This window comes from Sagittula sp. NFXS13 (assembly GCF_040148795.1).
Lineage (GTDB): Bacteria > Pseudomonadota > Alphaproteobacteria > Rhodobacterales > Rhodobacteraceae > Sagittula > Sagittula marina.
In genome coordinates this window covers 115,873-141,032 of record NZ_JAGEMH010000005.1, presented here as the reverse complement: position 1 = coordinate 141,032, position 25,160 = coordinate 115,873, and the positions used below count along the sequence as shown (strand labels likewise).

Annotated in this window: 23 protein-coding genes, 1 tRNA gene, 3 pseudogenes and 1 riboswitch; of the genes and pseudogenes, 11 read left to right on the top strand and 16 right to left on the bottom strand. The window is 60.6% G+C overall.

The features are described from left to right. Positions 1-170: 170 nt before the first annotated feature. From J4E08_RS12830 to J4E08_RS12815, 4 genes are all read right to left on the bottom strand, one after another. Positions 171-527, bottom strand: coding sequence for a DUF6500 family protein (locus J4E08_RS12830; RefSeq protein WP_349538835.1), 357 nt, complete (start codon positions 525-527; stop codon positions 171-173). Positions 528-793: 266 nt separating this feature from the next. Further along, positions 794-2,581, bottom strand: a complete 1,788-nt coding sequence (locus J4E08_RS12825; RefSeq protein ID WP_349538834.1) for a sodium:proton antiporter — start codon at positions 2,579-2,581, stop codon at positions 794-796. Between the two features lie 866 nt (positions 2,582-3,447). Then, positions 3,448-4,080, bottom strand: coding sequence for a glutathione S-transferase family protein (locus J4E08_RS12820; RefSeq protein WP_349538833.1), 633 nt, complete (start codon positions 4,078-4,080; stop codon positions 3,448-3,450). 62 nt (positions 4,081-4,142) lie between these two features. Then, the gene (locus tag J4E08_RS12815; RefSeq protein WP_349538832.1) at positions 4,143-5,195 is read right to left on the bottom strand and encodes an aldo/keto reductase; all 1,053 of its coding nucleotides are present in this window, start codon (positions 5,193-5,195) and stop codon (positions 4,143-4,145) included. A gap of 148 nt (positions 5,196-5,343) precedes the next feature. On the opposite strand from J4E08_RS12815, the gene J4E08_RS12810 reads away from it, so the two are divergent. Then, complete coding sequence (locus J4E08_RS12810; protein WP_349538831.1) at positions 5,344-5,901, top strand: TetR/AcrR family transcriptional regulator; 558 nt, start codon at positions 5,344-5,346, stop codon at positions 5,899-5,901. Between the two features lie 184 nt (positions 5,902-6,085). Here the strand turns inward: J4E08_RS12810 and J4E08_RS12805 are convergent, their stop codons facing one another. After that, entirely contained in the window at positions 6,086-6,529 is a 444-nt protein-coding gene (locus J4E08_RS12805; RefSeq protein ID WP_349538830.1) for a hypothetical protein, read from the bottom strand. 85 nt (positions 6,530-6,614) lie between these two features. Between J4E08_RS12805 and J4E08_RS12800 the strand changes: the two genes are divergently transcribed. Next, positions 6,615-7,046, top strand: coding sequence for a MarR family winged helix-turn-helix transcriptional regulator (locus J4E08_RS12800; RefSeq protein ID WP_349538829.1), 432 nt, complete (start codon positions 6,615-6,617; stop codon positions 7,044-7,046). Between the two features lie 567 nt (positions 7,047-7,613). Here J4E08_RS12800 and J4E08_RS12795 read toward each other — a convergent pair. Further along, positions 7,614-8,036, bottom strand: a complete 423-nt coding sequence (locus J4E08_RS12795) for a hypothetical protein (RefSeq protein ID WP_349538828.1) — start codon at positions 8,034-8,036, stop codon at positions 7,614-7,616. A gap of 215 nt (positions 8,037-8,251) precedes the next feature. Between J4E08_RS12795 and J4E08_RS12790 the strand changes: the two are divergent. Together J4E08_RS12790 and J4E08_RS12785 are read left to right on the top strand one after the other, a co-directional pair. Beyond that, a pseudogene (locus J4E08_RS12790) lies at positions 8,252-8,672 on the top strand (IS21 family transposase); the annotation flags it as partial. A gap of 6 nt (positions 8,673-8,678) precedes the next feature. Then, positions 8,679-8,810: pseudogene (locus tag J4E08_RS12785) on the top strand (ATP-binding protein); the annotation flags it as partial. Positions 8,811-8,893: 83 nt separating this feature from the next. Here J4E08_RS12785 and J4E08_RS12780 read toward each other — a convergent pair. The 6 genes from J4E08_RS12780 to J4E08_RS12755 all read right to left on the bottom strand — a co-directional run bounded on the left by J4E08_RS12780 (position 8,894) and on the right by J4E08_RS12755 (position 15,245). Next, positions 8,894-9,925 carry a histone deacetylase family protein gene (locus tag J4E08_RS12780; protein ID WP_349538827.1) on the bottom strand — a complete coding sequence of 344 codons (1,032 nt, stop codon included), beginning with the start codon at positions 9,923-9,925 and terminating at the stop codon, positions 8,894-8,896. 171 nt (positions 9,926-10,096) lie between these two features. Next, entirely contained in the window at positions 10,097-11,023 is a 927-nt protein-coding gene (locus J4E08_RS12775; RefSeq protein WP_349538826.1) for an ABC transporter substrate-binding protein, read from the bottom strand. Between the two features lie 23 nt (positions 11,024-11,046). Beyond that, complete coding sequence (locus tag J4E08_RS12770; protein ID WP_349538825.1) at positions 11,047-11,841, bottom strand: ABC transporter permease; 795 nt, start codon at positions 11,839-11,841, stop codon at positions 11,047-11,049. Further along, a complete protein-coding gene (locus J4E08_RS12765) occupies positions 11,838-12,731 on the bottom strand; it encodes an ABC transporter permease (protein WP_349538824.1) in 894 nt (297 codons plus the stop codon). Before J4E08_RS12765 ends, J4E08_RS12770 begins: the two co-directional genes overlap by 4 nt. After that, entirely contained in the window at positions 12,728-13,804 is a 1,077-nt protein-coding gene (locus J4E08_RS12760) for an ABC transporter ATP-binding protein (protein ID WP_349538823.1), read from the bottom strand. Before J4E08_RS12760 ends, J4E08_RS12765 begins: the two co-directional genes overlap by 4 nt. Before the next feature lie 73 nt (positions 13,805-13,877). Beyond that, on the bottom strand, positions 13,878-15,245 hold the full coding sequence (locus J4E08_RS12755) for an aminotransferase (protein ID WP_349538822.1): 1,368 nt from the start codon (positions 15,243-15,245) through the stop codon (positions 13,878-13,880). A 169-nt stretch (positions 15,246-15,414) separates the two neighbouring features. On the opposite strand from J4E08_RS12755, the gene J4E08_RS12750 reads away from it, so the two are divergent. Together J4E08_RS12750 and J4E08_RS12745 are read left to right on the top strand one after the other, a co-directional pair. After that, entirely contained in the window at positions 15,415-16,008 is a 594-nt protein-coding gene (locus J4E08_RS12750; RefSeq protein ID WP_349538821.1) for a TetR/AcrR family transcriptional regulator, read from the top strand. Between the two features lie 76 nt (positions 16,009-16,084). Continuing rightward, positions 16,085-17,518, top strand: coding sequence for an aldehyde dehydrogenase family protein (locus J4E08_RS12745; protein WP_349538820.1), 1,434 nt, complete (start codon positions 16,085-16,087; stop codon positions 17,516-17,518). A 369-nt stretch (positions 17,519-17,887) separates the two neighbouring features. On the opposite strand, the pseudogene J4E08_RS12740 reads toward J4E08_RS12745, so the two are convergent. The 3 genes and pseudogenes from J4E08_RS12740 to J4E08_RS12730 all read right to left on the bottom strand — a co-directional run. Continuing rightward, positions 17,888-18,143 (bottom strand): annotated as a pseudogene (locus J4E08_RS12740) (transposase); the annotation flags it as partial. 515 nt (positions 18,144-18,658) lie between these two features. Then, a tRNA-Leu gene (locus J4E08_RS12735) sits at positions 18,659-18,742 on the bottom strand. Between the two features lie 519 nt (positions 18,743-19,261). Further along, positions 19,262-20,491 (bottom strand): MFS transporter, encoded by a 1,230-nt coding sequence (locus J4E08_RS12730; protein ID WP_349538819.1) that lies wholly within the window; start codon positions 20,489-20,491, stop codon positions 19,262-19,264. A gap of 125 nt (positions 20,492-20,616) precedes the next feature. Here J4E08_RS12730 and J4E08_RS12725 point away from each other — a divergent pair, with 125 nt between their 5' ends. The 5 genes from J4E08_RS12725 to J4E08_RS12705 all read left to right on the top strand — a co-directional run bounded on the left by J4E08_RS12725 (position 20,617) and on the right by J4E08_RS12705 (position 24,102). Next, a complete protein-coding gene (locus J4E08_RS12725; RefSeq protein WP_349538818.1) occupies positions 20,617-20,859 on the top strand; it encodes a hypothetical protein in 243 nt (80 codons plus the stop codon). A gap of 233 nt (positions 20,860-21,092) precedes the next feature. Beyond that, positions 21,093-21,189, top strand: a riboswitch (TPP riboswitch). 45 nt (positions 21,190-21,234) lie between these two features. Beyond that, positions 21,235-22,023 (top strand): hydroxyethylthiazole kinase, encoded by a 789-nt coding sequence (thiM, locus tag J4E08_RS12720; RefSeq protein WP_349538817.1) that lies wholly within the window; start codon positions 21,235-21,237, stop codon positions 22,021-22,023. Then, a complete protein-coding gene (gene thiE, locus J4E08_RS12715; protein WP_349538816.1) occupies positions 22,020-22,634 on the top strand; it encodes a thiamine phosphate synthase in 615 nt (204 codons plus the stop codon). Before thiM ends, thiE begins: the two co-directional genes overlap by 4 nt. After that, the gene (gene thiD / locus J4E08_RS12710; protein ID WP_349538815.1) at positions 22,631-23,437 is read left to right on the top strand and encodes a bifunctional hydroxymethylpyrimidine kinase/phosphomethylpyrimidine kinase; all 807 of its coding nucleotides are present in this window, start codon (positions 22,631-22,633) and stop codon (positions 23,435-23,437) included. Before thiE ends, thiD begins: the two co-directional genes overlap by 4 nt. Then, complete coding sequence (locus tag J4E08_RS12705) at positions 23,434-24,102, top strand: TenA family protein (RefSeq protein ID WP_349538814.1); 669 nt, start codon at positions 23,434-23,436, stop codon at positions 24,100-24,102. The genes thiD and J4E08_RS12705 overlap by 4 nt, the downstream gene beginning before the upstream one ends. Positions 24,103-24,199: 97 nt before the next feature. On the opposite strand, the gene J4E08_RS12700 is transcribed toward J4E08_RS12705, so the two are convergent. Then, positions 24,200-25,153 (bottom strand): ABC transporter substrate-binding protein, encoded by a 954-nt coding sequence (locus tag J4E08_RS12700; RefSeq protein ID WP_349538813.1) that lies wholly within the window; start codon positions 25,151-25,153, stop codon positions 24,200-24,202. Between the last annotated feature and the right edge of the window lie 7 nt (positions 25,154-25,160).

Sequence of the window (25,160 nt, the reverse complement as noted above, 5' to 3'; positions counted from 1 at the left end):
CGTTTTTCAGCAAAATACGCTTCTCACGTTTATCGACGTGAACGGCCTCCACCCGCCTATGGTCAGATGTCCAAGTGCTGTATATCAGCTTCCCGAAGCAGCCATGCAAAACGGCGTACAGCACTTTTCGTTGGCGGGAGGGCGGCTCAGCGAAACATTGGGGGCTTTGCTCAATCGCCCGAACGCATCATATCTCGGATTTTTGTCGCTTTCTCGAAGTGATCAAGTTCATGGGTCTTGATCCACCACTCCGCGGCTTCCATGAGCAGCTCTGGATCATCATTTTTGTTCGCAAAAAACGCATAGAAAGAAAGACCTACCGTCTCGCCTTTCTTGGCAATCTTGTCGTTACATATTCCGATTGCTTTGATTCTAAGCGATTGGCGCACTGGTAATTTACTTTTTCCGGTCTCGGATTTCCTCAGAGGTACATATGGGGAACATTTGCGGTCTGCAAGGCAGGAAAATCCGTAGCTATGGGCTAATAAATGCCTTGCGGCGGTCCGGCAGCACATCGGCAGCGACATCGACGCTGCCCGTGCGAAATCCTTACGCCAAATTCCTGCAAGCTGACGCTCTGCACTTCGCTACAACGCTCGATGACGCGGCAGACCGCTCCACCGGCAGGGAGCCGCCTTTGCAGACTCGACTACTTGCCGGGTTGAGGTGACTTTTCATGCTGCGATACCGCATGTGAAACCCGACGATGCAATCTGCCGCGGCTTTTCTCTAGGTTGATCGGGGTTGTGGGGCACGGAACTGCCCGTCACCAACCCCTTAAAAATTGCCCGGATCAAAGCGGAAAAAACACACTGATCGCCAAGGCAGCGGTAATGCCCACGATGAGGTTCATTGGAATGCCGATTTTCAGAAAATCCGTGAACCTGTAGTTTCCGGCACCGTAGACCAAGGTGTTGGTCTGGTATCCGATGGGCGTTGCAAAGCTTGCGCTGGCCGAGAACATCACCGCCACGACGAAGGGTCGTGGATCAACCCCGAGCTGCCCGGCCAACGCGATAACGATGGGTGTGAAGATGACCGCGACGGCGTTGTTCGTCACCACTTCGGTCAGGATCGAGCCGACGGCATAGATCGCGAGCAAGGTCAGGAAAGGCGGCAAGCCCTGCAGCCATGGGGTCAGCACGTTGACAATCAGTTCGACCGCGCCGGTATGTTCCAGCCCGGCACCGACAATCAGCATGGCAAAGATCAGCACAAGGATGGATGCATCAATGGATGCCCAGGCCTCGTCGTTGTCGATGCACCGCAGCACGAGGATCGCCGCAACCCCAACAAGCGCGAGGATACCGATCGGCATGATGTTGAATGCGGCCAGTGCGACGATCCCGACCAGCGTTGCGATGGCGATCGGAGCCTGACGTCGGCGGAACGCCCGCCCGTTCGGGGCAGAAACCGAGACAACATCACCTGAGCGCCGCAACTCGTCGAACCCCTCAACCGTGCCTTCAAGCAGCAGCTTGTCGGCCGGGCGCAAACGCACGCTCGAAAGATCCGCTCCGGCGACCGAGTGGCCGGGACGAAATGCACCCAGCACACGCATGCCGGCGCGCCGCCCCAGAGCAAGATCGGCAATGCGGATGCCCGAGCTGCGCCGCGAGGGTGTGACGATTGCCTCAGCGACGCGGACCTGCGCCTCGGGGTCCAGCTCGACCGTGCGCCGCAGTCCGACCCGCAGGCCCGATGCTTCAGCAAATGTCAGCAACTCCGAGGTCGGCGCCAGGACAAGCACCGCATCCCCTTTGCGCAGGACCTGTTCCGGCAAATCCTTGCGAAGGATCTGAGTGCCGCGACGCAGCCCGGTGATCCGAATGCCATTGCGCTGGAAGTCGGCGATGTCGGACAGGGGCATACCGATCTGCGGATAATCCGCAAGCACTGTGATTTCGGACAGAAACGCTGTCTCGGCGCTCTCTCCTTCATCGCTCTGAGAAGCCCGATCCGGCAGAAGGTAATTGCCCAGAAGCAACATTGAGACACCGCCCACGATGGCAACGACGATGCCGACCGGCGCAATTTCGAAAATGGAGAAAGCCTCCAGCCCGGCTTCGCGTGCGACACCATCGACCAGCAGGTTGGTCGAGGTTCCGATCAGCGTACAGGTCCCCCCAAGGACCGCGGCATAGGACAGCGGGATCAGAAGCCGGGTCGAGGCGACGTTCAGGCTGGCCGCAAGGCGGATGACCACCGGGATCAGCACCAGAACGACCGGGGTGTTGTTCATGAAACCGGACGCGGCAATGGTTGCAAAGATGAAAATGCCGATGGCCAGAACCGGCCGGTTCTTTGCCCGACCGATCACAAGACCGGCGATAGCGTCCAGAACGCCTGTCCGTACCAACGCACCGGAGACGACGAACATTGCAGCGATGGTGATTGGGGCGGAACTGGAAAAGACGCTCATGACATCTTTGTTCGGCACCAGTCCAAGCACGATAAACAGGGCGGCCGCACCGGCGGCTGTCACTTCGGGCGGGTACTTTTCGAGGGTGAACGCGATGAAGAGCAGTGCAAGAATAACGAGAGCGATGATGGGCGCGTTCGCCCCGATGAATTCACTCATTGCGAAAACCTTTGCGAGAGTTTGCGTGCTGGGGCAAAGGTGCCCACCGCGTCGGATGGTGAACAATTCCAGATGCGATCGAGTTCCAACCCCGGCACGGATCTGAAATGCGGGAATGCGGCACAAGGGGATCCGCCCCAGGCTGCCTCAGGACCCACTGTCACCGACCGCAGCCAGCAATTACGTCTGACACGATCAAGTGTCCGGAGCAGGAGTTTCACGATTCCGACGAAAACAGCACATGGGATAAAGCGCCAACCATACGCCATGCACCCGGACGCGGATGAACAGGCTGTCTACCTTGTCCTCTGTTACGGTGCTCAGGAGTGGTCGCAGGATCAACACGTCATACCTACCAATCCGCCTCACGGATTCAAGCTGCAATCGAAGCGCATGTGCCAGATGATTTGCGAGGCCGGAATGATGTTGTCGTCTTGGAAGTTTCTCTGCCATCTGAGGTATCCGCCTTAACAAACCCTTAGAATTTGCTTCCTGGTAAAGGTGTGGATGACTGTCCGCTCTGGACGCGAACGATGGTCTTTCACGCATTTGCCGCGAAGGTCCGCAATCACCATTACTGTCGAAAGTGTGACGCGGGAGAGGCGATCCTGATCACACCTTCGCCAAGCTGGTCATTGTTGCGGCGCAGCTTGGCCAAATCGGACTTTCATGACGCTTTGCAGCATAATCCGACAGTAAGAGATGCACTACAAAGGAGTTTTCGACCCGTCGTCTTCTAATTCCAATTTACCAACCTCTGGCACCGTTTCTTTTGACGTTGTGCCGCGCAACGAGCAATGGCGACACCCAAAGTCGCCATTGCCGCTGGAGAAGTTGAAATCGACAGTTTGTGCTGAAATCAGGTCTTACCAGGTGATCGAACCCTCGGCCTCGCGGACCCTTTGGATTGTCGGGCGGGCTTCGATCCGATCCATGTAACTGCGGATGCACGGATAGGCATCGAGTGAAAGCCCGGCAGGGAGGGACCAGTTCAGAACGATCAACGCATAGCCGTCGATGACAGAGTAGTCACTGCCGAGGATATAGGCTCGGTCGGTAAGCCGATCTTCGAGCACAGCTAGGCGTCGCGCCACCCGGTCTTCGTAAAATGCGACCAGACGTGCCCGTTCGGCATCCGTTTCACCAAAGCCCTTGTAGATGTATTCGATGATCACGGGATGGAGGTCGGAGGCTACGAAGGCCATCCAGCTGTCCGCCTGGGCCCGCGCAAGGGTGCCGGGTTTCGGCAAAAGCGCCTTCTCTGGCACAAGATCGGCTATATAGGATAGCGTTGCGGCGTTCTGGGTCAGCACCTCGCCGTCCTCGAGTACGAGGACCGGTGTCATTGCCATCGGGTTCAATTTACGCACCTTCTGCGCAATGGGATCGTCTTCGCGATCAAGATGCACTTCGATGGCCTCGTAGGCGATCCCGGCATCCTCAAGGGCAAAGTGGTTCGAGGTCGAACAAGCGCCCCGGTGGTAGTAGAGCGTAATCATATCGGTTTTCCTGATTGCTGAGAAGGGAAGGAGGTCCGCCGGGTGCTCCAGCGAACCGCTGGTCAGGCCACGGGCAAATTCGGCATGTCGATGCACGCATCCTGTCCGGCCGTGATCAAACTGCGGATTCGAGCGTCATTCAGAACCGTGTGCGGAAAGACGTCAGGAATCGCGCTGACCCGATCAAGACGCCCTATCTGGTCTGCCGACAAATGCAGGTCGGCGGCAGCCAGGTTTTCCGAGAGCTGCGCCATGGTGCGCGGGCCGATGATCGGGAAAATCCCCTTAGACGCGACCCATGCTATGGCCACCTCGCCCGGCGTGACCTCGTGCTCCTTGGCCACTGCAATCACGGTATCCAGGATCGCGGAGCGTTGCGCTGTGTCCTCGGGGTGGAACGCGGCCCCGTTCAAGCCTTCCTCGCGACCGGTTTCGGTCAGCGGCTTGCGATACTTGCCCGTCAGGACGCCCCCACCAAGAGGTGAAAAGGCGGTGATCCCGAGGCCCAGACCGCGCCCTGCCTCGATCAGTTCGGCTTCGGCGGTGCGGGCAACGAGGCTGTGTTCCAATTGCAGACCCGCGACAGGAACTGTCCCGCGCAATTCCGCCAGTGTCGCCGCACGGGACACCCGCCAAGCCGGAAAGTCCGATAGCCCGGCGTAGAGGATCTTGCCTTGCCGCACGAGGTCTTCGAAGCCACGCATGATCTCGTCCATCGGGGTAACGCTGTCTGCAACGTGAACCCAGTAAAGATCAATACGATCCGTTCCCAGACGCTTCAGGCTTGCCTCTACCGAAGCGTGCATCGCTTGTCGGCTGTTCCCTGTTGTCAGCACGTTTGCTGTCTCGTCCGTCGCGACCGCGAACTTCGTGCCCAGCACGAACCGGTCGCGGCGGCCTTGCAACATGTCACCAAGGAATTCTTCCGACTGGCCGCTTTGGTACCCATTGGAACTGTCAAGGATATTGCCGCCTGCGTCGGCATAAGCATCCAGCATGCGGCGCGCCTCTGCCAGTTCAGTGCCATGCCCCCAGCGCGTGCCGAAATTGGAAGTGCCAAGCACCGATTCCGACACCCTCAGCCCGGTGTGCTCCCCAAAGAGTTTGTATCGCATTCTCATCTCCACTTTACACGCCAATCCGGCCCGTGTGGGCGGTGTGACCTTTCAAATCCGATGCAGATACGCTACATTCGGATCACTGCTCCGCTTTATATGTGGAGCGGTGATCCGCTTGTCAACAGGAAGAGACTGAGGCGCCCGAATGCGTGCAGATGCAAAGAAAAATTACGAAAGCCTCCTCGCCATCGCGCGCGAGGTCATTACCGAACAGGGCGTCGATGCCTCGCTTCGTGACATCGCACGGCGGGCTGGGGTCGGGCTGGCGACACTGTACCGCCACTTTCCGACCCGCGAGGACCTGTTGGAAGCTTTGCTGCACAAGGCGCTCTGTGACCTGATCGCACGGTCCGAAACCCTTTCCCGCGACCATCCGTCGAATATCGCCCTGACAATTTGGTTCACTGAAGCGACCACATTCGTCCATGCCTTCAACGGGATTGTCGACCTGATGGCGAAGGCGCTTGCTGATCCCAGCTCCGCGCTTCACGAAGACTGCAAAAACTTGCGCAAGGCCGGGGCAGTCCTCCTGCGCCGCGCACAGCAAGACGGCGTTGCCCGCACCGATATCGACGGAGAGGACCTTTTTGCCCTCATCGCCGCGGCCGGTTGGATCGGCGATCAGCTGGTCTTCGAAGATCGGGCCGATCGGCTGGTCAACTTTATCGCAGTTGCTGTGATAGGTCAGCCGACGCCGAGCTAGAGCGACAAGCGTTCGGGGGACCCGGTGTTGTCAAAGCTCGAAAGCCTCGCATACTCCCCCGTCGCCATTCAGGGTGAAATAACTCACCCATCCGTTTCGTCAGGAACGCGACCGCATGGGCCCTTTTATTCCGTTCGAGATCGGGTCAAGACCGGGTTGGCGAAGATCCCTGGTCGGCCCTGTTTCATGGATGGGCCGTCCGTCTGCGTGACAACCGCAGCCCATCCCGCATGTTAAGTGTCAGCAAGGATATATTGGCCGCACCCGCAAGCAACTCAATCACCTGCACCACATAAAAAGCCATATCGAACGCCCCCGCCTGCGCCTTGAAAGACAGGTACAGTGCGCAGGGGATCAGGATCAGGATGCCATTGGCCGCGATGAACGGCATCCGCTCTTTCTTGGCGTGGACCACCGGACCGCGCATTTTCCTGCCCAGCCTGAACCCCGAGCCGCCTGCTGCCATCAGGGCAGGAAGCAGAACGAGGAAGCCATAGGGAACCCAAGTCTTGACCGTCGTAACAGCCTGTTCTCCAGCAAAAATCTCGGACCAGGCAGTGGAGAGCCAGAAACTTAAAATCGTAATCAGAGCTATCGTTCCGGCGATAGGATGAATGGTTTTCGACATGACGAAACTCCTTGTCGCAGCGAATTTTATATAGCTTGCTATATATCAATTGTATAGCGAGCTATGCAAGTGCTAAGACGTCCCCATGAAATTTTCGAAGGATCAATCGGCGGGATACCTCGCGAACCACATGGCGCGCATCTTCGCGCAAGGCCTGACCTCGCGGATCAAGCCTCTGGGCCTAACCACCGGCACGTTTCCCGCACTTCTGGAGCTTTGGGACACGGACGGTCTGAGCCAGAAGCAGCTCACGGAGCGGCTCGACATCGAACAGGCGACAATGGCCAATACGTTGGCGCGCATGGAGCGAGACGGCCTGATTGTACGCAAGAAGGATGCAAACGACGGACGGGCTCAACGCGTCTGGCTGACCGACCGCGCCCGCAACCTTCGCGACCCCGCCATCACGGCGGCCCAGGAAGAGAACGCGATGCGACTGGCCGGTCTCAACGAAGATGAAAAGCGCCAATTCATCGCACTGATCCAGAAGGTCATTAAAACCAAGATGTCGGGATAACGCGGAGATTATCGAAACGCTGTCTGCGCAAAATCGACGTCAACGCCCCACCGGTCGCTTCTGTGGTTTGTTCCGCTATGCGGAGATGCAGGGGAAAGCTCGATGTTGGACAGCCCTGAGTGTCAGCCTAAAGTTTTGCCTGAGGGCCGGATTGCCACCACAGCGAACAACGGCTCTCCGCCCGTCGTGTAGAGTGTCGCTATCGCCCAAACCTTCCGTTCGCCAAGATGGCGCTTGTTGCAGCGCGGCTTCTCCGGACCGGGCGCTTCGCAGCGTGGGGCAGCGTCGTGCGGCAGCTTGAGGTCCACACTGCAGGACCTTTTGCCATGCGATAGAATGGCAAAGGTTGCCGTTCTGTGGGACAGTGCTCCCTCCACGGCGGCACTCGACCGGCTTCTCGCACTATCGGGTAATTTCAATCCGGAGGACGATCAGTTGGTCCTCCTGTGGCTGACACGGCTCAACGCTTGGGCGCCTGCGGACGAAGAGGCTTGGGAGGATCCGGATTCCGACGCGCGTCGCCTTCGACATGATAGATACGAACGCCCAGTATCGAGGGTCTAACGGTTAGACCGACGTTATCTCGGCATGGGCAAGCCCAAACCGGGCCAGTAGATCCCGCGCCCTTTGCGATAAGATCAGCCGCCCGTCGGCGGCTGTTCCGAAATCGTCCGTCTTCGCGATGCCTGCCGGCTGAAACCAGACGAAAGCCGGAAGGGCAAAATCGCGCAAGTCCGGCGAGACGGAGATCTCGGCATGATCGATGCGCGCGCCGGTCAGACCTTCTGCAACAACAGCATTCCAGGCTTCTTGGCGCAGCAGAAAGACCGGGAAACTTTCGATCAGTGCATCGCCAAGCCAGCCCTCGACCCGGTAATGCACTTTGGACACCACGGGCGGATGGCTCGACCGATCCAGGACCGTGCCCTCGGCAAGCCCGCCCGCAACCTCGGGCTCCACGTTGAAGAACTGCCGCTCGCTCATCATCATCCGACCTCCCTGCGCCGCCGGGCGCGCTGGCTCCTGCCACGGGCCAGCACTATTCGCACTATCCGCCATCATTCAGTCAGCAACACTTACTATATCCGGAGGTTCCAAGGGTCTGTAAACCGTCGTTGAAGACGCCCCCGCATTTGACCTACGCCAATGTCGGATCCGTGCCTGCCCCGATCCCTCTTTGCTCATGCCGGGAACGGTTGCCGGAAATGATCGACATGGAGTTTTCAAGCGTCATTCGACGTCGGACGTTGCGGGACAAGATGCCCATCCCCGAGGTTTCACGTCTGACCGGGCAGTCTCGCAATACCATCAAGAGGTATCTGGGCGGGCACCGTTGAACCCAAGGTCCGGGCAGCACCAGGGCCAACCAAACTGGACTCGTATGCCGCGAAGCTCTCAGGCTGGCGGGTGACGGAACAGCGCAAGTCGCGCAAGGACCAGCGCACCGCGACGCAGATGTCGGCTGATTTGGTCCAACTTGGCTATGACAGCTCGTATGAGCGGGTCGCAGCCTTCGTGCGGGTTTGAAAGGGTGAGCGGCAACGCCCGCAGCATACAACCGATCGGGGGACATTCGTGCCGCTGGTGGTCCACCCGGACGAGACGTTCCAGTTCGTCTGGAGCGAGGCAGAGGATGCCAAGATGGCCACTGCACTCCTCGACCGCCTCACCCATCGCGGCCACATCCTTGAAACCGGATACGACATTTATCGGCTCAAAATCAGCTCCGAGACAGCAAAAAATAGGAGGAGACAGTGGCACTGACCCAATCAAGAAACGTAACGAACGGGCGGGCCAGATCTCGGGAACATTGGCAGGTCAGTTCTCAGCGACATTTAATATCGTGATCAACTCTCGTGCCCGAAGAGCACATTGGTGGTGTTGATGCCGATTTCCTCGACGGCATATCCGCCCTCCATCAAGTAGACGGTGGGTTTGCCAAGTGCCGCGATCCTTCGGCCGTAGTCGACGAAATCGTCATGCGACAGCTTGAAGAAACTGATCGGGTCGCTTTCGAATGTATCGACGCCGAGCGAAACAATCACCAGATCCGGGTCATAGGCTTCAATTCGCGCCAGCGCGTCTTGCAGTTTCGCCAGCCACATCTGGTAGCTCGCACCCGGCGGCAACGGGTAATTCTGGTTGAACCCTTCTCCGGCGCCTCGGCCCGTCTCGTCGGCATGGCCAAGGAAATGCGGGAAGGTGTGCATGGGGTCGCCGTGCAGCGACAGGAACAGGACATCGTCGCGATCGTAGAATATCTCCTGCGTGCCGTTGCCGTGGTGGAAATCCACATCCAGGATGGCGACTTTGGCGCAGCCCTTGTTCAACGCATGCTGCGCCGAAACCGCAGCATTGTTGAAAAAGCAGTAGCCGCCGAATTGGTCCGTCGCCGCGTGATGGCCCGGCGGGCGACACAGCCCGAAGGCCACGTTTTCCGTGCCTTCGAGAACGAGATCCGTCGCAGTGAGCGCGACATCCTTGCTGGACATCGCCGCCTCCCAGGTTCCGGGCGACATCACCGTATCGGTGCTGAGCGCGTAATACCCAAGTCGGCCTTCGACGTGGAGCGGGATCTGCGACGCGGTCATCGACCGGCTCGGCCAACAGGGGGCGAGCGCTTCGCCCTTGTACCCGGCGGCCTCCCATTCATCCATGAAGGTTCTCAGGAACTCGACAAAGCCCGCGTCATGCACCGCCAGGACCGGGTCCAGGCCATAGTCCGCGGGCTCCAGCACATCGCCAAGGCCGCGGCTTCGCACCGCGTCGATGATGATCTCGGCCCGGCGCGGACATTCGAACGGCGCGACGAATTCTCCTTGATAGAGTTCGCCCTTCGCGTCGCGCAGTTTGTGCTTTTCGGAGAATACGGTCTTCATCGTCATTCCTTGCAAATGGCACCGCGCCGACCATGCGGCACGGCGCCCGTTGAAACGGTCTTACTTCAGCAGCGCGGTCCAGACCCGGTTCTGAAGCTCAACGGCCTTGGGCGAACAGCTTTCGATGAACTTGAGCGGCGTGCCTTCTGGCGGCGACAGCTCGGCGGCGTCCTAGAGGCCCTCGTCCATGAAGGCTTCGCTCCCGGTGACGCCATTGGCATAGCCGGAGGAGTTCGACTGGATGGCGATGTTTTCCGGCTCCAGCATGAACTCGATGAAGGTGATCGCGTTGTCGTAGTTCGGTGAGCCCTTGGGCACCACCAGGCTATCCGCCCAGGCGACCACGCCCTCTTCGGCGAAGGCATATTGCAGCGACGGTTTTTCCTTGCGCGCCAAAAGCGAGTAGCCGTTCCAGTTCTGGTGCACGGAGACGTCGCCAGACACCAGCCGTTCCAGGATCCCGTCGGAATTGTAGGTCTTCACATGCGGCTTCTGCCCCATCAGCAGGTCGAGCACCTGCTGCATTTCGTTCGGGTCCTCGCTACAGAACGGCAGGCCCAGAGCGACCTGAGCCATGGTGATGACCTCGTCGGGGGACTTGAACATCGCGATCTGCCCCGCCAGTTCTTCGGGCGGATTGAAGATCACGTCGTAGTCGTCGACGTCGCCGGAATAGACGGCGGTGTCGACGGTGAACGAGGTCGTGCCCCAGTGCCAGGGGATCGAATAGACATTGCCTTCGTCCCACCAGGGGCTGGCCAGGTTGGGCACGATCCGGTCGTAGCCTTCGAGCTCGGACGCGTTGATCGGCTGGACCAGACCTTCGGAGATCAGGATCGGAACGAAGTTGTGGGTCGGGATCGCAATGTCATAACCAGCCGCGCCGGACTGAAGCTTTGCCAGCAGCGTCTCACCAGAATCGTAGGTGTCCACGGTGACCGAGATGCCGGTTTCCGTCTCGAATTTCTCGATAAGCTCCGGCGAGGTATAGTCGGTCCAGTTGTAAAGCTGCAGTTTGCCGTCGGCGGAGGCGATGGTTGCGGTCAGGCCAAGACCCGCGCTGGCAAGGCCAAGAAGTGTCTTGCGGTTGAAGGACATGTTTTCTCCTGTTGATTGGTTTTTTATTGTTTCTTTGCGAACCACTGCGACACCAGAACGGCGATGACGGAGATCCCCAGCAATACCGTCGAGACGGCGTTGACTTCGGGCGTGACGCCAGTGCGCACGAGGCCGTAGATGTAGATCGGCAGCGTGGTCGACCCGGCTTCGGCGACCATCATCGTGATGATGAAATCGTCGAGCGAGATGATGAAGGCCAGCATTGCACCGGAAAAGATGCCCGGCGCCAGCAACGGCAAAGTGATCAGCCGCAGCGTCGTCTTGCGATCCGAATAGAGGTCGCGCGCCGCCGTCTCGAGGCTTGCATCCAACCCCCGAAGCCGCGCCTGGATGGGCAGGTAGGCGAACGGAATGCAGAACACCGTGTGGGCGATGATGATGTTGCCGATCCCCCAGGACAGGTTGATCGCCGTGAAAAAGGTCAGCGTCGCCACAGCCGTCACGATCTCGGGGATCATCAGCGGCAACAGCAACAATCCACCGAAAGCGGTCTTGTGCTTGATCTCGCGGTTTCGACCCAGGGCGATGGCCGCCATCGTGGCAAAGACCGTCGAAAAGAGCGTCGAGACCGCCGCGATGATCAGGCTGTTCTTCGCCGCACTCTGGATGTCGTCGTTCGAGAATGCCTTGGCATACCACTGAAGGCTGAAACCCTCCCAGACGGTGGCCGAGCGCGTGGCATTGAAGGAAAAGATCACCAGGATGATCAGCGGCAGATAGAGGAACAGGAAAAAGCACAGCGTGATCCAGTTGAACCCCGGAAGCCAGCGGATGTCCCTATCGGAAGAGCGTATCAATGTTGGAACCCTCCTTCGTTGCGACGCTGGTTCACCGCGAAGAGAAGCAGGCAGATCAGCACCACGGACATGATCACCATGGTCAGGGCCGATCCGAACGGCCAGTCGCGCGCGGCAGAGAACTGCAGTTGAACGAGGCTCCCCAGCATGAGTTTCTTGCCGCCCCCCAGCAGGTCCGGGGCAATGAACGCGCCAAGCGCCGGGATGAACACCAGGATCGCGCCCGCCACAATCCCCGGAGACGCCAGCGGCAACGTCACGTGCCGCAGCGTGGTCCAGCGATTGGCATAAAGATCGCGAGACGCTTCGATCAATCGCTTGTCGAGCCGTTCGAGCGCCGCGTAGATCGGCAGCACCATGAAGGGAACATAGGTATAGACCAGTCCCAGCGCGATCGCGCCCTCTGTATAGAGCATGGTGATCGGTTCGTCCGTCACGCCAAGCCCGATCAGCAGGTTGTTGATCAACCCGGTGTCACGCAGGACCAGGATCCAGCAGTAGGTGCGGATCAGCAGATTGGTCCAGAACGGAATGGTGATGAGCAAGAGAAGGGTGTTGCGCCGGCTCTCGGGCTGCTGTGCGATGTAGTAGGCCGCCGGAAAGCCCAGGGCCAGCGACCCCAACACCGCAACCGTGGCAACCCAGATCGACCGGAAGGCGATCGTGAGGTAGGATATGTCGAACTCGACCTCGTCAAAGAGGTTCTTCTGAAACAGAAGCTGTGTGTACGCTTCTGTCGAGAATTCGAATTTCACCCCGCCGTAATCGCCGGGCGTCAGGAAGGAATAGACAAAGATGATCGTCAGCGGCGCCAGCATGAACACGACGATCATGAATGTCGCGGGAAGCACACCGATATAGTGCCGCAATCGTTCCAGAAGTTCGCTCATGCCACCAGCACCCGGATGGCTTCGGGGTCGACCTCGACCGTGGCCCGGGCCCCTACATCTGCGAGCGCGCTGCCGTCTTGGCGGTTTTCGCTGCGCACTGCGACGCTCAGGCCGTCATCAAGCGTGACCCGGTATTCCGTCTGGTTGCCGAGATACTCGATGTCGCTGATCGTGCCGCCAAGGCCGCCGTCTGCGCGTCCGGGCACGATGCGCGCCTTTTCGGGCCGGAACATCACCGTCACCTTGCCGCCATTCGCTTTGGCGGGCATGGCGGGACCGGCAAACCGGATGCTGTCGGAAACGTGGTAGGTGGCGGCGCTGTCGCCGCTCGCACGCGGCGTGGCCTCGAAGAAGTTCGCATCCCCGATGAACTCCGCCACAAATCGCGTGGCCGGGTATTCGTAGATTTCCGCAGGCTTGGCTACCTGCTGGATCTCGCCCTGCGACATGACGGCGATCCGGTCACTCATCGACAGCGCTTCTTCCTGATCATGTGTCACGAAGACAAAGGTGATCCCGGTCTCGCGCTGGAGACGCTTCAACTCCGCGCGCATGGACTGGCGCAACTTGAGGTCCAGCGCGGACAGCGGTTCATCAAGAAGCAGAACACGCGGATGCGGGGCAAGAGCACGGGCCAGGGCCACGCGCTGCTGCTGCCCGCCCGAAAGTTGCGAGGGGCGGCGCTTGGCGAACTCTCCCAGGTGGACGAGGTCGAGCATCTCCTGCGCCGTGCGCCGAGCATCCGGTTTGCCTTGGCGAAGCAGCCCGTAGGCCACATTTTCAAGCACGTTCATGTGCGGAAACAGGGAATAGTGCTGAAACACAGTGTTCACGGGCCGTTTTTCGGGCGGCAGCTGTGAAATGTTCTCGCCAAAAAGTTTCAGCGTGCCGTCGGTCGGCACTTCGAACCCGGCGATCAGGCGCAGCAAGGTCGTCTTGCCGCATCCCGACGGCCCGAGAAGGGTGAAGAATTCATTGTCCCGGATGCTCAGATCCGAACCTTTCAAAGCCCGCACCGGCGGTGTCCCCGGATAGGACTTTGTCAGCCCGTTGATTGTGATCGCGTCCTGCATTCCTGTCCCCTGTTCGATTTTGCCCGGGGGGCGAACCGGTGGTCCGCCGCCCCGTTCGGTCGTCGCAACGACATCAGTCCTCGACTTGCATGGCCCTCGTGATGCCCTCACGCAGCTTGGCCACCATGTCGTCGATTTCGGCCTTGGTGATGGTCAAGGGCGGCGACATCACGCACGCGTTGTAGGTCGGGCGGACCAGCAGACCAAGCTGCTGGCAGATCGCATCCACCTTCGCCGTAAAACCCGTGTCGCGGTTTTCATCAGGCGTGCCCGCGTCAAGTTCGCATTCGACGGCTGCCATCATGCCTTGCACCCGCACGTCTGTGACCACGGGCAGATCGCTCAGGGATTTTAGCGCGTTGGCGAAATACGGGCTGATCTCGCGAACATGTTCGAGCAGCTTGTCGTTTTCAAAGATGTCCAGATTGGCCTGCGCCGCCGCGACCGACACCGGATGCCCGGAATAGGTGAACCCGCTGAAAAAGCTGCGCGGCTCGTTGCTCACGGACTTGATCTCTTCGATCAGCCGGTCGGAGATAAACAGCGCCCCGAGCGGCAGGTAGCCAGAGGTCAGCCCCTTTGCGGTGGTCAGCAGGTCCGGCGTTACGCCGAAGACATCCTCTGACGCAAAGTAGTGCCCAAGGCGACCAAAGGCCGTCACCACCTCGTCCGCGATGAAAAGGACGTCGTGTTTCTTGCAGATCTCGTGGCAGCGCTTGTAGTAGCCGTCGGGCGGGATGATCACGCCACCCGATGCCATGACCGGTTCTGCGATGAAGGCCGCAACCTTGTCCGCGCCCAGTTCCAGGATCTTGTTCTCCAGATCGGCGACTTTCTCGTCGCAGAACGCCTCTACCGACATGTCGGCGGCGCGGTCCTTGGGCTTCGGGCATGGCAGGAAATGGATCGTGTCTTCGATCATGTCCATCTGCGCTTTCTCGCGCATCTTTCCCGAACAGCTTGCCGTCAGATAAGTGCTGCCGTGATAGGCGTTCACACGCGAGATAATGTGCTTCTTTTCCGGGCGCCCGAGGCAATTGTTGTAGAAAAAGACAAACCGCAGCGCGGAATCCACGGCGGTCGACCCGCCAGTGGTGAAAAAGACGGTGTTGAGATCGCCGGGCGTCATGGCGGTCAGGCGTTGGGCAAGCTCCGACGACGCCGTGGAAGCCATCGACCACGGCGAGAAGTAGCTGAGTTTGCGCATCTGGTCGGCGACCGCCTCGACGATCTCTTCGCGGCCGTGGCCAACGTTGACGCACCACATGCCGCCCGGCCCGTCGATCAGCTGATTGCCTTTGGAATCGCGCACATAGATCCCGCCGCTGGCTTCGAGATGGGTCCATTCATCGCGGTCCATTGCGGTGACGTCCTGCCAAGGATGCAGGAAGTGGTCGTCGGTTTTCCAAGTCTCGTCCGCTGCTTGTACAACGCCTGACATGATTTATCCTCCTCAAGCTGGCCGGGTCCGAAACTTCGTCACGAAGTTCGGTCGCGTCAGAGAAATTATAGTGAACTTCAATTTGGTAGTTGGGTTAAAACTTGTAGTCAGATAAAAATTGCGTCAAGGTGCAAACATGAGTTTACGCGAAAAACACAAATCCGAACGCATGCAGCGCCTCTTGGACGCGGCCAAGTGCCTGTTTCTTGAGCACGGATTTGATGCCGTTAAAGCGGAGCGCATCGCGGAGATGGCCGATGTCTCCGTCGGGACGCTCTACAACTATTTCGGTGGTAAAAACGAAATCCTGCTGACCCTTACGTCCATCGAAAACGAACGTCTGGCAGAGCTTGGCGCAAAGTTCGAACCCAGTGCTGAAGCCTCGGTGGAGGATAATTTCTGCACCCTGGTCGGCATGCATTTCAACGCGCAGCACATGGTCCTTCAGCGTGATCTCTGGCGGCAGGGCTTTGCCTTTGCCTTCGCGGCGCCCGCTACGGCCGAGGCGCGCAGGCTGCGCCAGTCGGACCGGGTGCTGCGCCAGCAGATCATTGATCTGACGGTAGCGCTGCAAGCGCAGGGCCGCCTGTCGTCCGATCTGGATTGCGAGGCGTTCGGCGCCACGATCTTCAACAACGCCAACATGCTCTTTTTCGAATTCACCTGGTCGGAAAGATCGACCTACGACGATCTCAACAAGGTGATCATGGACATGACCAGGACGATCGCCGCCCTCGCCCTGCCTCGGAACGCATCTGCGTAGACAGGGCCGACCCTCACACCCCCGATCCGCGGGGGCATCAACACCGCCAAATCACGCCGCCTCAAGGGATGAACACATGTCCACCACCGATCTTTCGCAATTCTACATCAATGGCCGGTGGCTGGCCCCGTCCGGGCGCGACACACTCGACATGATCAACCCTGCGACCGAAGAAACCGTCGCGGTGCTGGCCATGGGCGACGCGTCCGATGTCGATGCTGCAGTTGCCGCCGCCAAGGCTGCCCGGCCTGCCTTCGCGGCCACCACCATGCCCGAGCGGCGCGCGCTTCTAGAGCGTATCCTCGAGGTCTATTCCCGCCGCATCGACGAAATGGCGCAGGCCATCAGCATCGAAATGGGCTCTCCGATCTCCTTCGCGCGCGAACAGCAGGCGCAGGTCGGCGTCGATATCCTGACCGCCATGGTCGCGGATCTCGAGGCATTCGCCTTCGAGCACACCCTGCCCAACGGCGATCTGATCGTGATGGAGCCCGTGGGCGTCTGCGGGCTGATCACGCCGTGGAACTGGCCGGTCAACCAGATGATGCTCAAGATCGCGCCGTGCCTTGCGGCAGGCTGCACCATGGTGCTGAAACCTTCGGAACTGACGCCGCTTTCGGCCAACCTTCTGGCCGAGATCATGGACGAAGCCGGCGTCCCCGCCGGGGTCTTCAACCTCATCCACGGCGCGGGCCCCACCGTTGGCTCGGCCATATCGCGCCATCCCGACATCGCCATGATGTCTTTCACGGGATCGACGCGGGCGGGCACCTCGATCCTGAAGGAATGCGCCGACACGGTGAAACGCGTGACGCTGGAGCTTGGTGGCAAATCGCCCAACCTCGTCTTTGCCGATTGCGACCTGGAGCGCGCCATCGACGAAGGCATCGATGCCTGTTTCATCAATTCAGGCCAAAGCTGCGATGCCGCCACGCGGATGCTGGTCGAGCGCCCGGTCTATGATCGCGCGGTCGAATTGGCCGCGGCGAAGTGCGCCCGCGTCAAGATTGGCGATCCGTCGCAGCCCGGCGATCATCTGGGGCCGCTGGTCAGCCAGATGCAATACGACCGGGTGCAGAAGATGATCCAGGTCGGCCTCGACGAAAAGACGCGGCTGGTCTGCGGCGGACTGGGCAAACCCGAGGGGTTCGAGACCGGCTATTACGCCAAGCCCACGGTATTTGCCGACGTCTCCAACGACATGCGGATCGCGCAGGAAGAGATCTTTGGCCCGGTGCTGGTGATGATCCCCTTCGACGACGAAGAGGACGGCATCCGGCTGGCGAACGACACGCCCTATGGTCTTGGTGCCTACGTGCAAAGCGGCGATCCCGCGCGTGCGCTGCGCGTCGCCAAGGCGCTGCAGTCGGGCACTGTCAACGTGAACGGGGCCTACCTGGCGGCGGGCTCTCCCTTCGGCGGGTACAAATCGTCCGGAAACGGGCGCGAAGGCGGGGCCGAAGGTATGCGCGACTTTCTCGAGGTGAAAGCCATTGCGCTTCCAGAGTAGCGATGTGCAGGCTGCGGCTTGGTCACCGACCTCTTAGACCGCTTGTTCAATGGCCGTCCGCACCAGACCGCCACTTCGGTGCGGAATGGCTATTGAGCGAGGGGCGCGTCAAAAAGATCGTGGCGATCTTTCGCAGAAAACGCTGTATCGATCAATTCGGTGGAAATCTGTACCTTCGCCGCAGCTGCTCCCCGGAAACTGCCTCATCTCAGTCCGGAAAGTGCGCTTTCTGACGATTGCCTATTTTTGGTTTGGGGGTGCCTGCGAGGGTCCTCAAACCGCCGACTTTGTGGAAAAACACCCGTTCGCGAGCGCCAAAATCAACGGCCGCTAAATGTGCGCGCGCATTCCCCATCGGTCTTTTCGCGCTTACTGCGGTGCGGGAAAGATCTTTGCCAGTTTCCGGAGGTTCTGGGCGGTGGCGGCGAGGAGGAATTTCTCGTTCGTGCCGCATGGATGGGCCGCGTAATCGGAGCCTACCGAGGCCGAGGATGCGCTCGAGGTGGGCGAACAGCATCTCGACCTTCTTTCGGAGTCTGGATGAGACCGCGTCTTGCTCGGTCTGCCGGATGTCCCGGCCATCTTCGCGCTCTTCGCGGGTAATCTTTCGAGCGTCGGTGTTCGGTCAGTATTGATTGTCTCGAACGACCTGGTGCATCGGCGCTAAATGACCGCCCGGGCCCTTGCGCAGCGGCTTGGTTATACGCCCTCCGACCTGTCGCCCCTTCTACCGACACGCATGACATCACTTTACCAGCTCGCCGCGCCTTCAGCGCTTCCTGGAAACCGTTCCCCGGAGCGGAGCCTATATTCTCGCGGAGAACCGCACATTGGCAAGCGGCAGGTGCAGAGGAGGCTCGAGCATATCCGGAAAGCGATCGGCGTCCTGTCCGGGAAAGATCGTCTCGTGCCTCATGAGTGCCGAAACACGCGACATCCAGACCGTGACCGGCCACAAGACACTCTCGATGGTTCAGAAATATACCGCCCAGGCGAACCAGAAAGCAGCTTCCAGAAGGGCGCAGACTGCACGCGAACAGAGCAGAAACGAAACCGGAAAGCGCTAACAAAGTGCCAAACTCGGGCGCTCGATCTGAGCGCAGCGTTTCCACTTCAGTAACTTTTCCTTTGAAATCAAGATGGTGCGGGTGAAGGGACTCGAACCCCCACGCCAAAGGCGCCAGAACCTAAATCTGGTGCGTCTACCAATTCCGCCACACCCGCACATTCGGCGTTAGATAGCAAAGCCTGTCGCGAGGTGCGAGAGGAAAAACGCCTCAGATCGTCAAGATCTTTGACAGCCTTGGAAGCGGCAAATGTGCTTCACCGCGTTTGTGAACCCGCCTTGTTGTGCCACCGTCAGCGTAGGGGAGGCGCATTGCACTGCCTTCGTTCCGCAACACGCGCCGACGCCGGTCGCCAGAAATCCACGCGCACACAGCTTGGCAAGTCGCCCGCTGAAATCTGAACCCATGTATCAATGAGTACATGTATCAACGAAAGCGTCACTATCCCACGCAGCCACATCGCAGTGTGCCGGATTGAGGTGGGTCTGCTTCACCTTTGTTTTGGTTTTCCAACAGCAATGCCCCCCAAACAAAGGACCGGAAAAGGCACCCACACACGGTGATGATTTTCAACGCCAAGCGGTTGGGAGCGCGACAAAACCTTGCCCTTTGCCGACGCCGCAGCCTGAGCCAGACACTTTCTGCCGCCTCTTCAGCCCGCGCACGAAAGTCCTGCCTAGCGCGCGCCCCCCGCGAGTTTCTGTGCCTCGGGGCGGCCCCGAAGGGAGAGCATTGCCCACGTGCCAACGACCGGTCCCGGCACCAGGAACAAAAAGGCCCACTGCCATCCGCCGATCCACTGTGCAAAGATGGGCAGCGCCCAGATCGAAACGACCGTCAGGCCAAAGCCGATCCCCATCTGGAGTGCGAGCGCTGTGCCAACGAAGGCACTGTCGGCGAGTTCTGTCACGGCTGCCGAGAACTGTGCACTGTCGCCGATGACTGTCACGCCCCACAGGAGCGCCAGCAGCGCAAGCAGAAGTGGCGGCCCGTCGAAGAAGACACCGATCAGCATCGCGCAGGCACCCGACACGATCATCATGCCCGCGCAGGTCAGGCAGCGCCCGATCCGATCCGAAAGCCAGCCCCCGGCAAGGCACCCGATCACCCCGGATGCGACCACAACGAAGCTCAGCATCGAAGGAGAGCCGAAGGGGAACGGGTGCACCCCCGCTTCTGCCGCGGCGGCAAAGGCGAGAAACCAGGCCCACATGGCGTAAAGCTCCCACATATGGCCAAAGTAGCCGATGTTGGCGAGCAGAAGTGGCCGATCGGTAAAGACGGTAAGGGACTGGCGCGGGTTGAAGGTGGCTCTGCCAAATGGATTTGGTCCCTCACGTACAAAGAGGCCAAATATCAACGCGCCACCCAGGGCAGAGGCCGAAGTGGCCCAGACCACCGAATGCCAATCGACGCCATCGGCCACTGCACGCACAAGATGGGGCATGGAGGAGCCGAAGGTCAGCGCCCCGATCAGAAACCCGAGCGCGAGGCCCCTGCCCTTTACGAACCAGGTCGCCATGAGCTTGAGCGCCGGCGGATAGACCCCGGCAAGCGCAACGCCCGTCACGAAACGGGCAATCACCGCGGTGTCCGGGCCGACCACTAGCAGCGCAGCATTCGACGACGCCGCCAGAAGCGCCGCACCGGTCATCAGGCGGTGCATGGGCAGGATGTCGGGCAGGTTGACGAGAGACGCGCCCACGGCGCCCACGACAAACCCCAATTGCACGGCATTTGTCAGCCACGCCGCCTGCCCCGGAGAAAGCTGCCAGACACGGATCAGCTCGGGCACGATGGCCGTCGCCGAGAACCAGGTCGCAAGCACACCGACAACGCCGACGCAAATGATCGCCAGCATCCGCCAGCGCCCCGTGGCGTGCGGCATCACCGAAGCGTCAGTCATTGGCATTCCCTCCAGATATGCTTGCCCGGGTCGGACGCAGGGCAGAATGCCCCCGCCGATGGTCGTCGGGGCCCATGGTGTGCCCGCCAGCATGTCGGGCTTTTGCACCGGCTCGACAAGCCTCAATGTGTGGAGGCCGCGAGGTCAAAGCCGCCACATTGGCCCCGTTCATCATGATGCCCCCAAGGTCCGAACTCAACCACCCGCATGAACAGGCCGAAGCCCCCCCCGGCGGGGACAGCCCCGCGTCTTTCAATGTCGTTGCAACCATGATCGTGCAGCGCTCGAAAAGCACAAAGAACGACTTTGGTGCAATGCTTTCCCTCGTGCCCGATGGTCCGTTCCGTTCAGGGTTTCAGCATCTTTGATGCCGGGACGCACCGGCCGACAGCCCGAAACGTGACACTGCCTTCCGCGCTCGACCGCCAGACGGCCCTCCGTCCCGTTGACGATTGCGAGGGACGCCCCTGCCCGCGCTTACCCTCGAAAAAACTGCGCACGACGATCGCGGTAAAACGACCGAAGGTCAGCCAACAGCCCGCGCCCCGGTGGTCCCTGCGAGACGTGCCTATCGACATTCCAAAAGACATGTGCAATCCAAAGCGCACAACAGGGGCATCCGGCATCCGCCGGGTTGAGAAGCACCCTTTGAACCTGAACCGGCTCATACCGGCGGAGGAAGTTGTATGACGGTCGCCTTGTGCGGTCCTCTCTGCATCTCCGCCCAATAGGAAAGAGATGCGATGACCGATCCCTCCCGTTCCCTTTTGGCGATGCGCACCACGGCGCCGCTGATCCAGAACATCACCAATTATGTCGCCATGAACATCGCCGCCAATGTCATGTTGGCGGCGGGCGCCTCACCCGCCATGGTCCATGCCAAAGAAGAAGCCAGTGAGTTCGCGGGCCTTGCGCAGGGCTTGACCGTGAACATTGGCACGCTCGATGCGGAATGGGCGGAGTGCATGGTCCTGGCGGCGCGCGCGGCGCAGGATCATGGCACGCCCTGGGTGCTCGACCCGGTGGCCGTTGGCGCGACGGGAATGCGCCGTGCGCTTGGCCAGCGGCTGCTCGCGTTGAAGCCGACAGTGATCCGGGGCAATGCCTCAGAGATCCTCGCGCTGGCGGGCGCTGACACGCGCGGACGGGGCGCGGATGCCGCTGATGGGGTCGAGGCCGCCGAACAGGCCGCGCACGCCCTTGCGACAAAGACCGGCGGCGTTGTGGCGGTCACCGGGGCCATCGACTTTGTCACGGACGGGACGCGCACCGCCAGAGTGGCCAATGGCGACCCGATCATGACACGCGTCACCGCATTGGGCTGTGCGCTGACAGGCGTGGTGGGGGCGTTCATCACCTCCGGGTCGATCTTTGACAGCACGGTCGCGGCGCTGGCCTACTACGGTCTCGCCGGAGAGATCGCTGCCAAAACCGCACATGGACCCGGCAGTTTCCAGCCTGCCTTTCTGGATGCGCTCTACGCCATGACAGGGCCGGATCTGGACGCAGCCGCACGGATCAGCACGACATGATCCCGTCCCTTTGCTTTGTCACTGATGCCGAGGCACCCTGGACCCTGCTGGAGCAGGCCGAGCAGGCGGCGCGCGGCGGTGCGCTTTGGGTGCAGTTGCGGCACAAGACCCTTGCCGATGCGGCCTTTGCCGATCTGGCGTGCCAGATGATGGACCGGCTGTCACCGCTTGGCGCGAAACTGATCGTAAATGACCGGACAGAGATCGCGCGCGCCATTGGCGCAGCAGGTCTGCACATTGGCCAGTCCGATGGCGATCCACGTGCCGCCCGCGCCCGCATTGGGCCAGAGGCCATTCTTGGTCTCTCGATCGAAAGCGCCGAGCAGGCAGCCGCCGTGCCGCCGGGGTGCGTCGATTATCTGGGTGTCGGGCCGGTCCGGGCCACGGCGTCCAAACCGGATCACGCGCCACCGCTGGGGTGGACAGGGTTGGCAGACATCGTGTCCCGCACGGCCCTGCCCTGCATGGCCATCGGCGGACTGGGGCCAGACGATGCGACACAGGTCCGCCGTGCGGGCTGCGCCGGGATGGCCGTGGTCTCTGCCATCTCTCGGGCCACGAACCCTGAGGCTGCCGCGCAAACCTTTGTGCAAAACTGGAACGAAACATGATCCCCAATATTCTATCCATCGCGGGGTCGGACCCCTCTGGCGGCGCTGGTATCCAGGCCGACATCAAGGCCATATCGGCCAATGGCGGCTATGCCATGGCGGTCATTACGGGGCTGACCGCGCAGAACACGCGCGGCGTTCAGGCCGTCGACATGATACCGCCCGCGATGATCCGCGCCCAGATCGCCGCGCTCCGGGACGACATTCGCATTGATGCGGTGAAGATCGGCATGCTTGGCGACGCCGCCACCGTGGCCGTGGTGGCCGAGGCATTGGACGGCCTCGACGTTCCCGTGGTCCTTGATCCGGTGATGGTCGCCAAGGGTGGCGACCGGTTGCTGGCCGCCGAGGCCGTCAACGCCTTGCGTGATCTACTGCTTCCACGCGCAACGGTCCTGACCCCCAATCTGCCGGAAGCGGCAGATTTGTTAGGCACCACGCCGGCTAAGACGCTGGAGGAAATGGCCGCCCATGGTCAGCGTCTGCGAGAGTTTGGATGCATTGCGGTCCTGGTGAAAGGCGGCCACCTCTCCGACAGTGACGCCACCGACGTCCTGATCACGGCCAAGGGCAGCCAGCGCTTCGCCGCACCACGCGCTGCGACCCGGAACACCCATGGGACAGGCTGCACCTTGTCCTCCGCGCTGGCGGCGCACCTGGGCGCGGGCCACGCGCTGGCAGAGGCGACACAGCGCGCCAAGAGCTACATCTCCGCCGCTATTGCCGCCGCCGATCACCTGACGGTGGGCCGCGGTCACGGCCCGATTCACCACTTCTACAGCCTCGATGGAGGGACAGCATGACATTCACCGACACGCTTTGGACGGACACCTCAGATCTTCAGAACGTCATTGCCACAATGCCGTTCAACACCGAATTGGCGGACGGAACTTTGCCGCCGGAGACTTTCCGCCGCTATATCATTCAGGATGCGCATTACCTGGAGGGGTTTGCCCGCGCTTTGGCCCTGTCCGCCGCCCGCGCGCCGGATGCGGACGCCGTTGCGCAACTGGCAGGGTCAGCCAAAGGGGCCATCGTCGTGGAACGTCTGCTGCACGCGGACTACATGAACCGGTTCGATGTCTCCGCCGAGGACTTTGCCGCCGCGCCGCCATCGCGCGCCTGCGACCACTATGTCAGCTTCCTGATCCGGTCGGCGGCCGTCGAGCCGTTTCCCGTGGCGGTCGTGTCCCTTCTGCCGTGCTTTTGGATCTACCATAAGATCGGAGTGATGATCCACGCACGCGCCAAGCCCGACAATCCGTTTTCCGCCTGGATCGACACCTACGCCAGCCCCGATTTCGAGGACGCCGTGACGGCCATGCTGGACCTGACGAACCGACTGGCCGCACAAGCCGATGAGGAGACCCGCAAAGCGATGACCGCCGCATTTACACGCGCGTCGTGGCACGAGTGGATGTTCTGGGAAAGTGCCTATCGCGGCGAAGCGTGGGACATCCCGGCCTGATAAAGGCACTGCCCCTCGGTATTGTCCGCCGGCATTGGCCGATAATATTGGCGACAGGCACACCCACTGTGCGCCTGTCGCCGTTTCGCAATCCCGATCAGAACGGGCTGTCGGGGAAGTAGAACTGTTCCGCATTCTCTGGCGTGATGCGCTGGCTGCCGATGATGAACCGACCCGAGACCGGCGTTGCCGACACAAGGCCAAGCGCCGTCAGCTCGATCGCCGTTGCAATCTGCGCCGGAGGATACGTGACGTTAACAGGAAGCTGCGGGTCGCCTTCCATGATCCGCGCGATGATTTCCTTCATGCCTGCGCCGCCGACAACCCACATGTCGTCTTCGCGCCCGGCCTGGGCAATGGCCTCCAGAACGCCAATGGCCATGTCATCATCTGCCGCCCAGACAGCGTCGATGTCGTCGTATTTCGACAGGAAATCCTGCATCACATTGAACGCATCGTCGCGGTTCCAGTTGCCGTGCTGCATGTCGAGCACGTTGATGCCGGACCCTTCGATTGCAGCCTCGAATGCCTCCACACGTTCGTTGTCGAGCGTTGTCGGAATGCCGCGGAGCACAACGATATTGTCGCCTTCGCCCAGAGTTTCGGCGAAATATTCGCCAGCCACGCGGCCAAAGCCCGTGTTGTCGCCCGCGACGTAGAGGTCCTCGATCCCTTCGACGGCGAGGCCGCGATCAACCACCGTCACCCAGATGCCCTGTTCCTTCACGGCCTGCACCGGCGAGGTCAGCGGCTCGGACTCAAAGGGGAGGACAACGAGCGCATCAATGCCGCGCGTAGCGACCATGTCCTCAATGTCGTTCACCATTTTCCCGGCGTCCCCGGCGGTGGTAAGAACGAATTCGATCTGGGGGTAGGTCTCCTCCAATCGTGTGATCGACGCCTGCGCGTGATAGTTCAGCCCGCCCATGAAGCCATGTGTGGCCGAGGGGATGGCGACGCCGATGGTGTAGCTGTCCTCTTGGGCCAATGCAGGGCTTGCTGCGAGCGCGAGGCTCAGCGCCGCCCCCTTCAGGATATGTCTGCGTTTCATGTGGTTC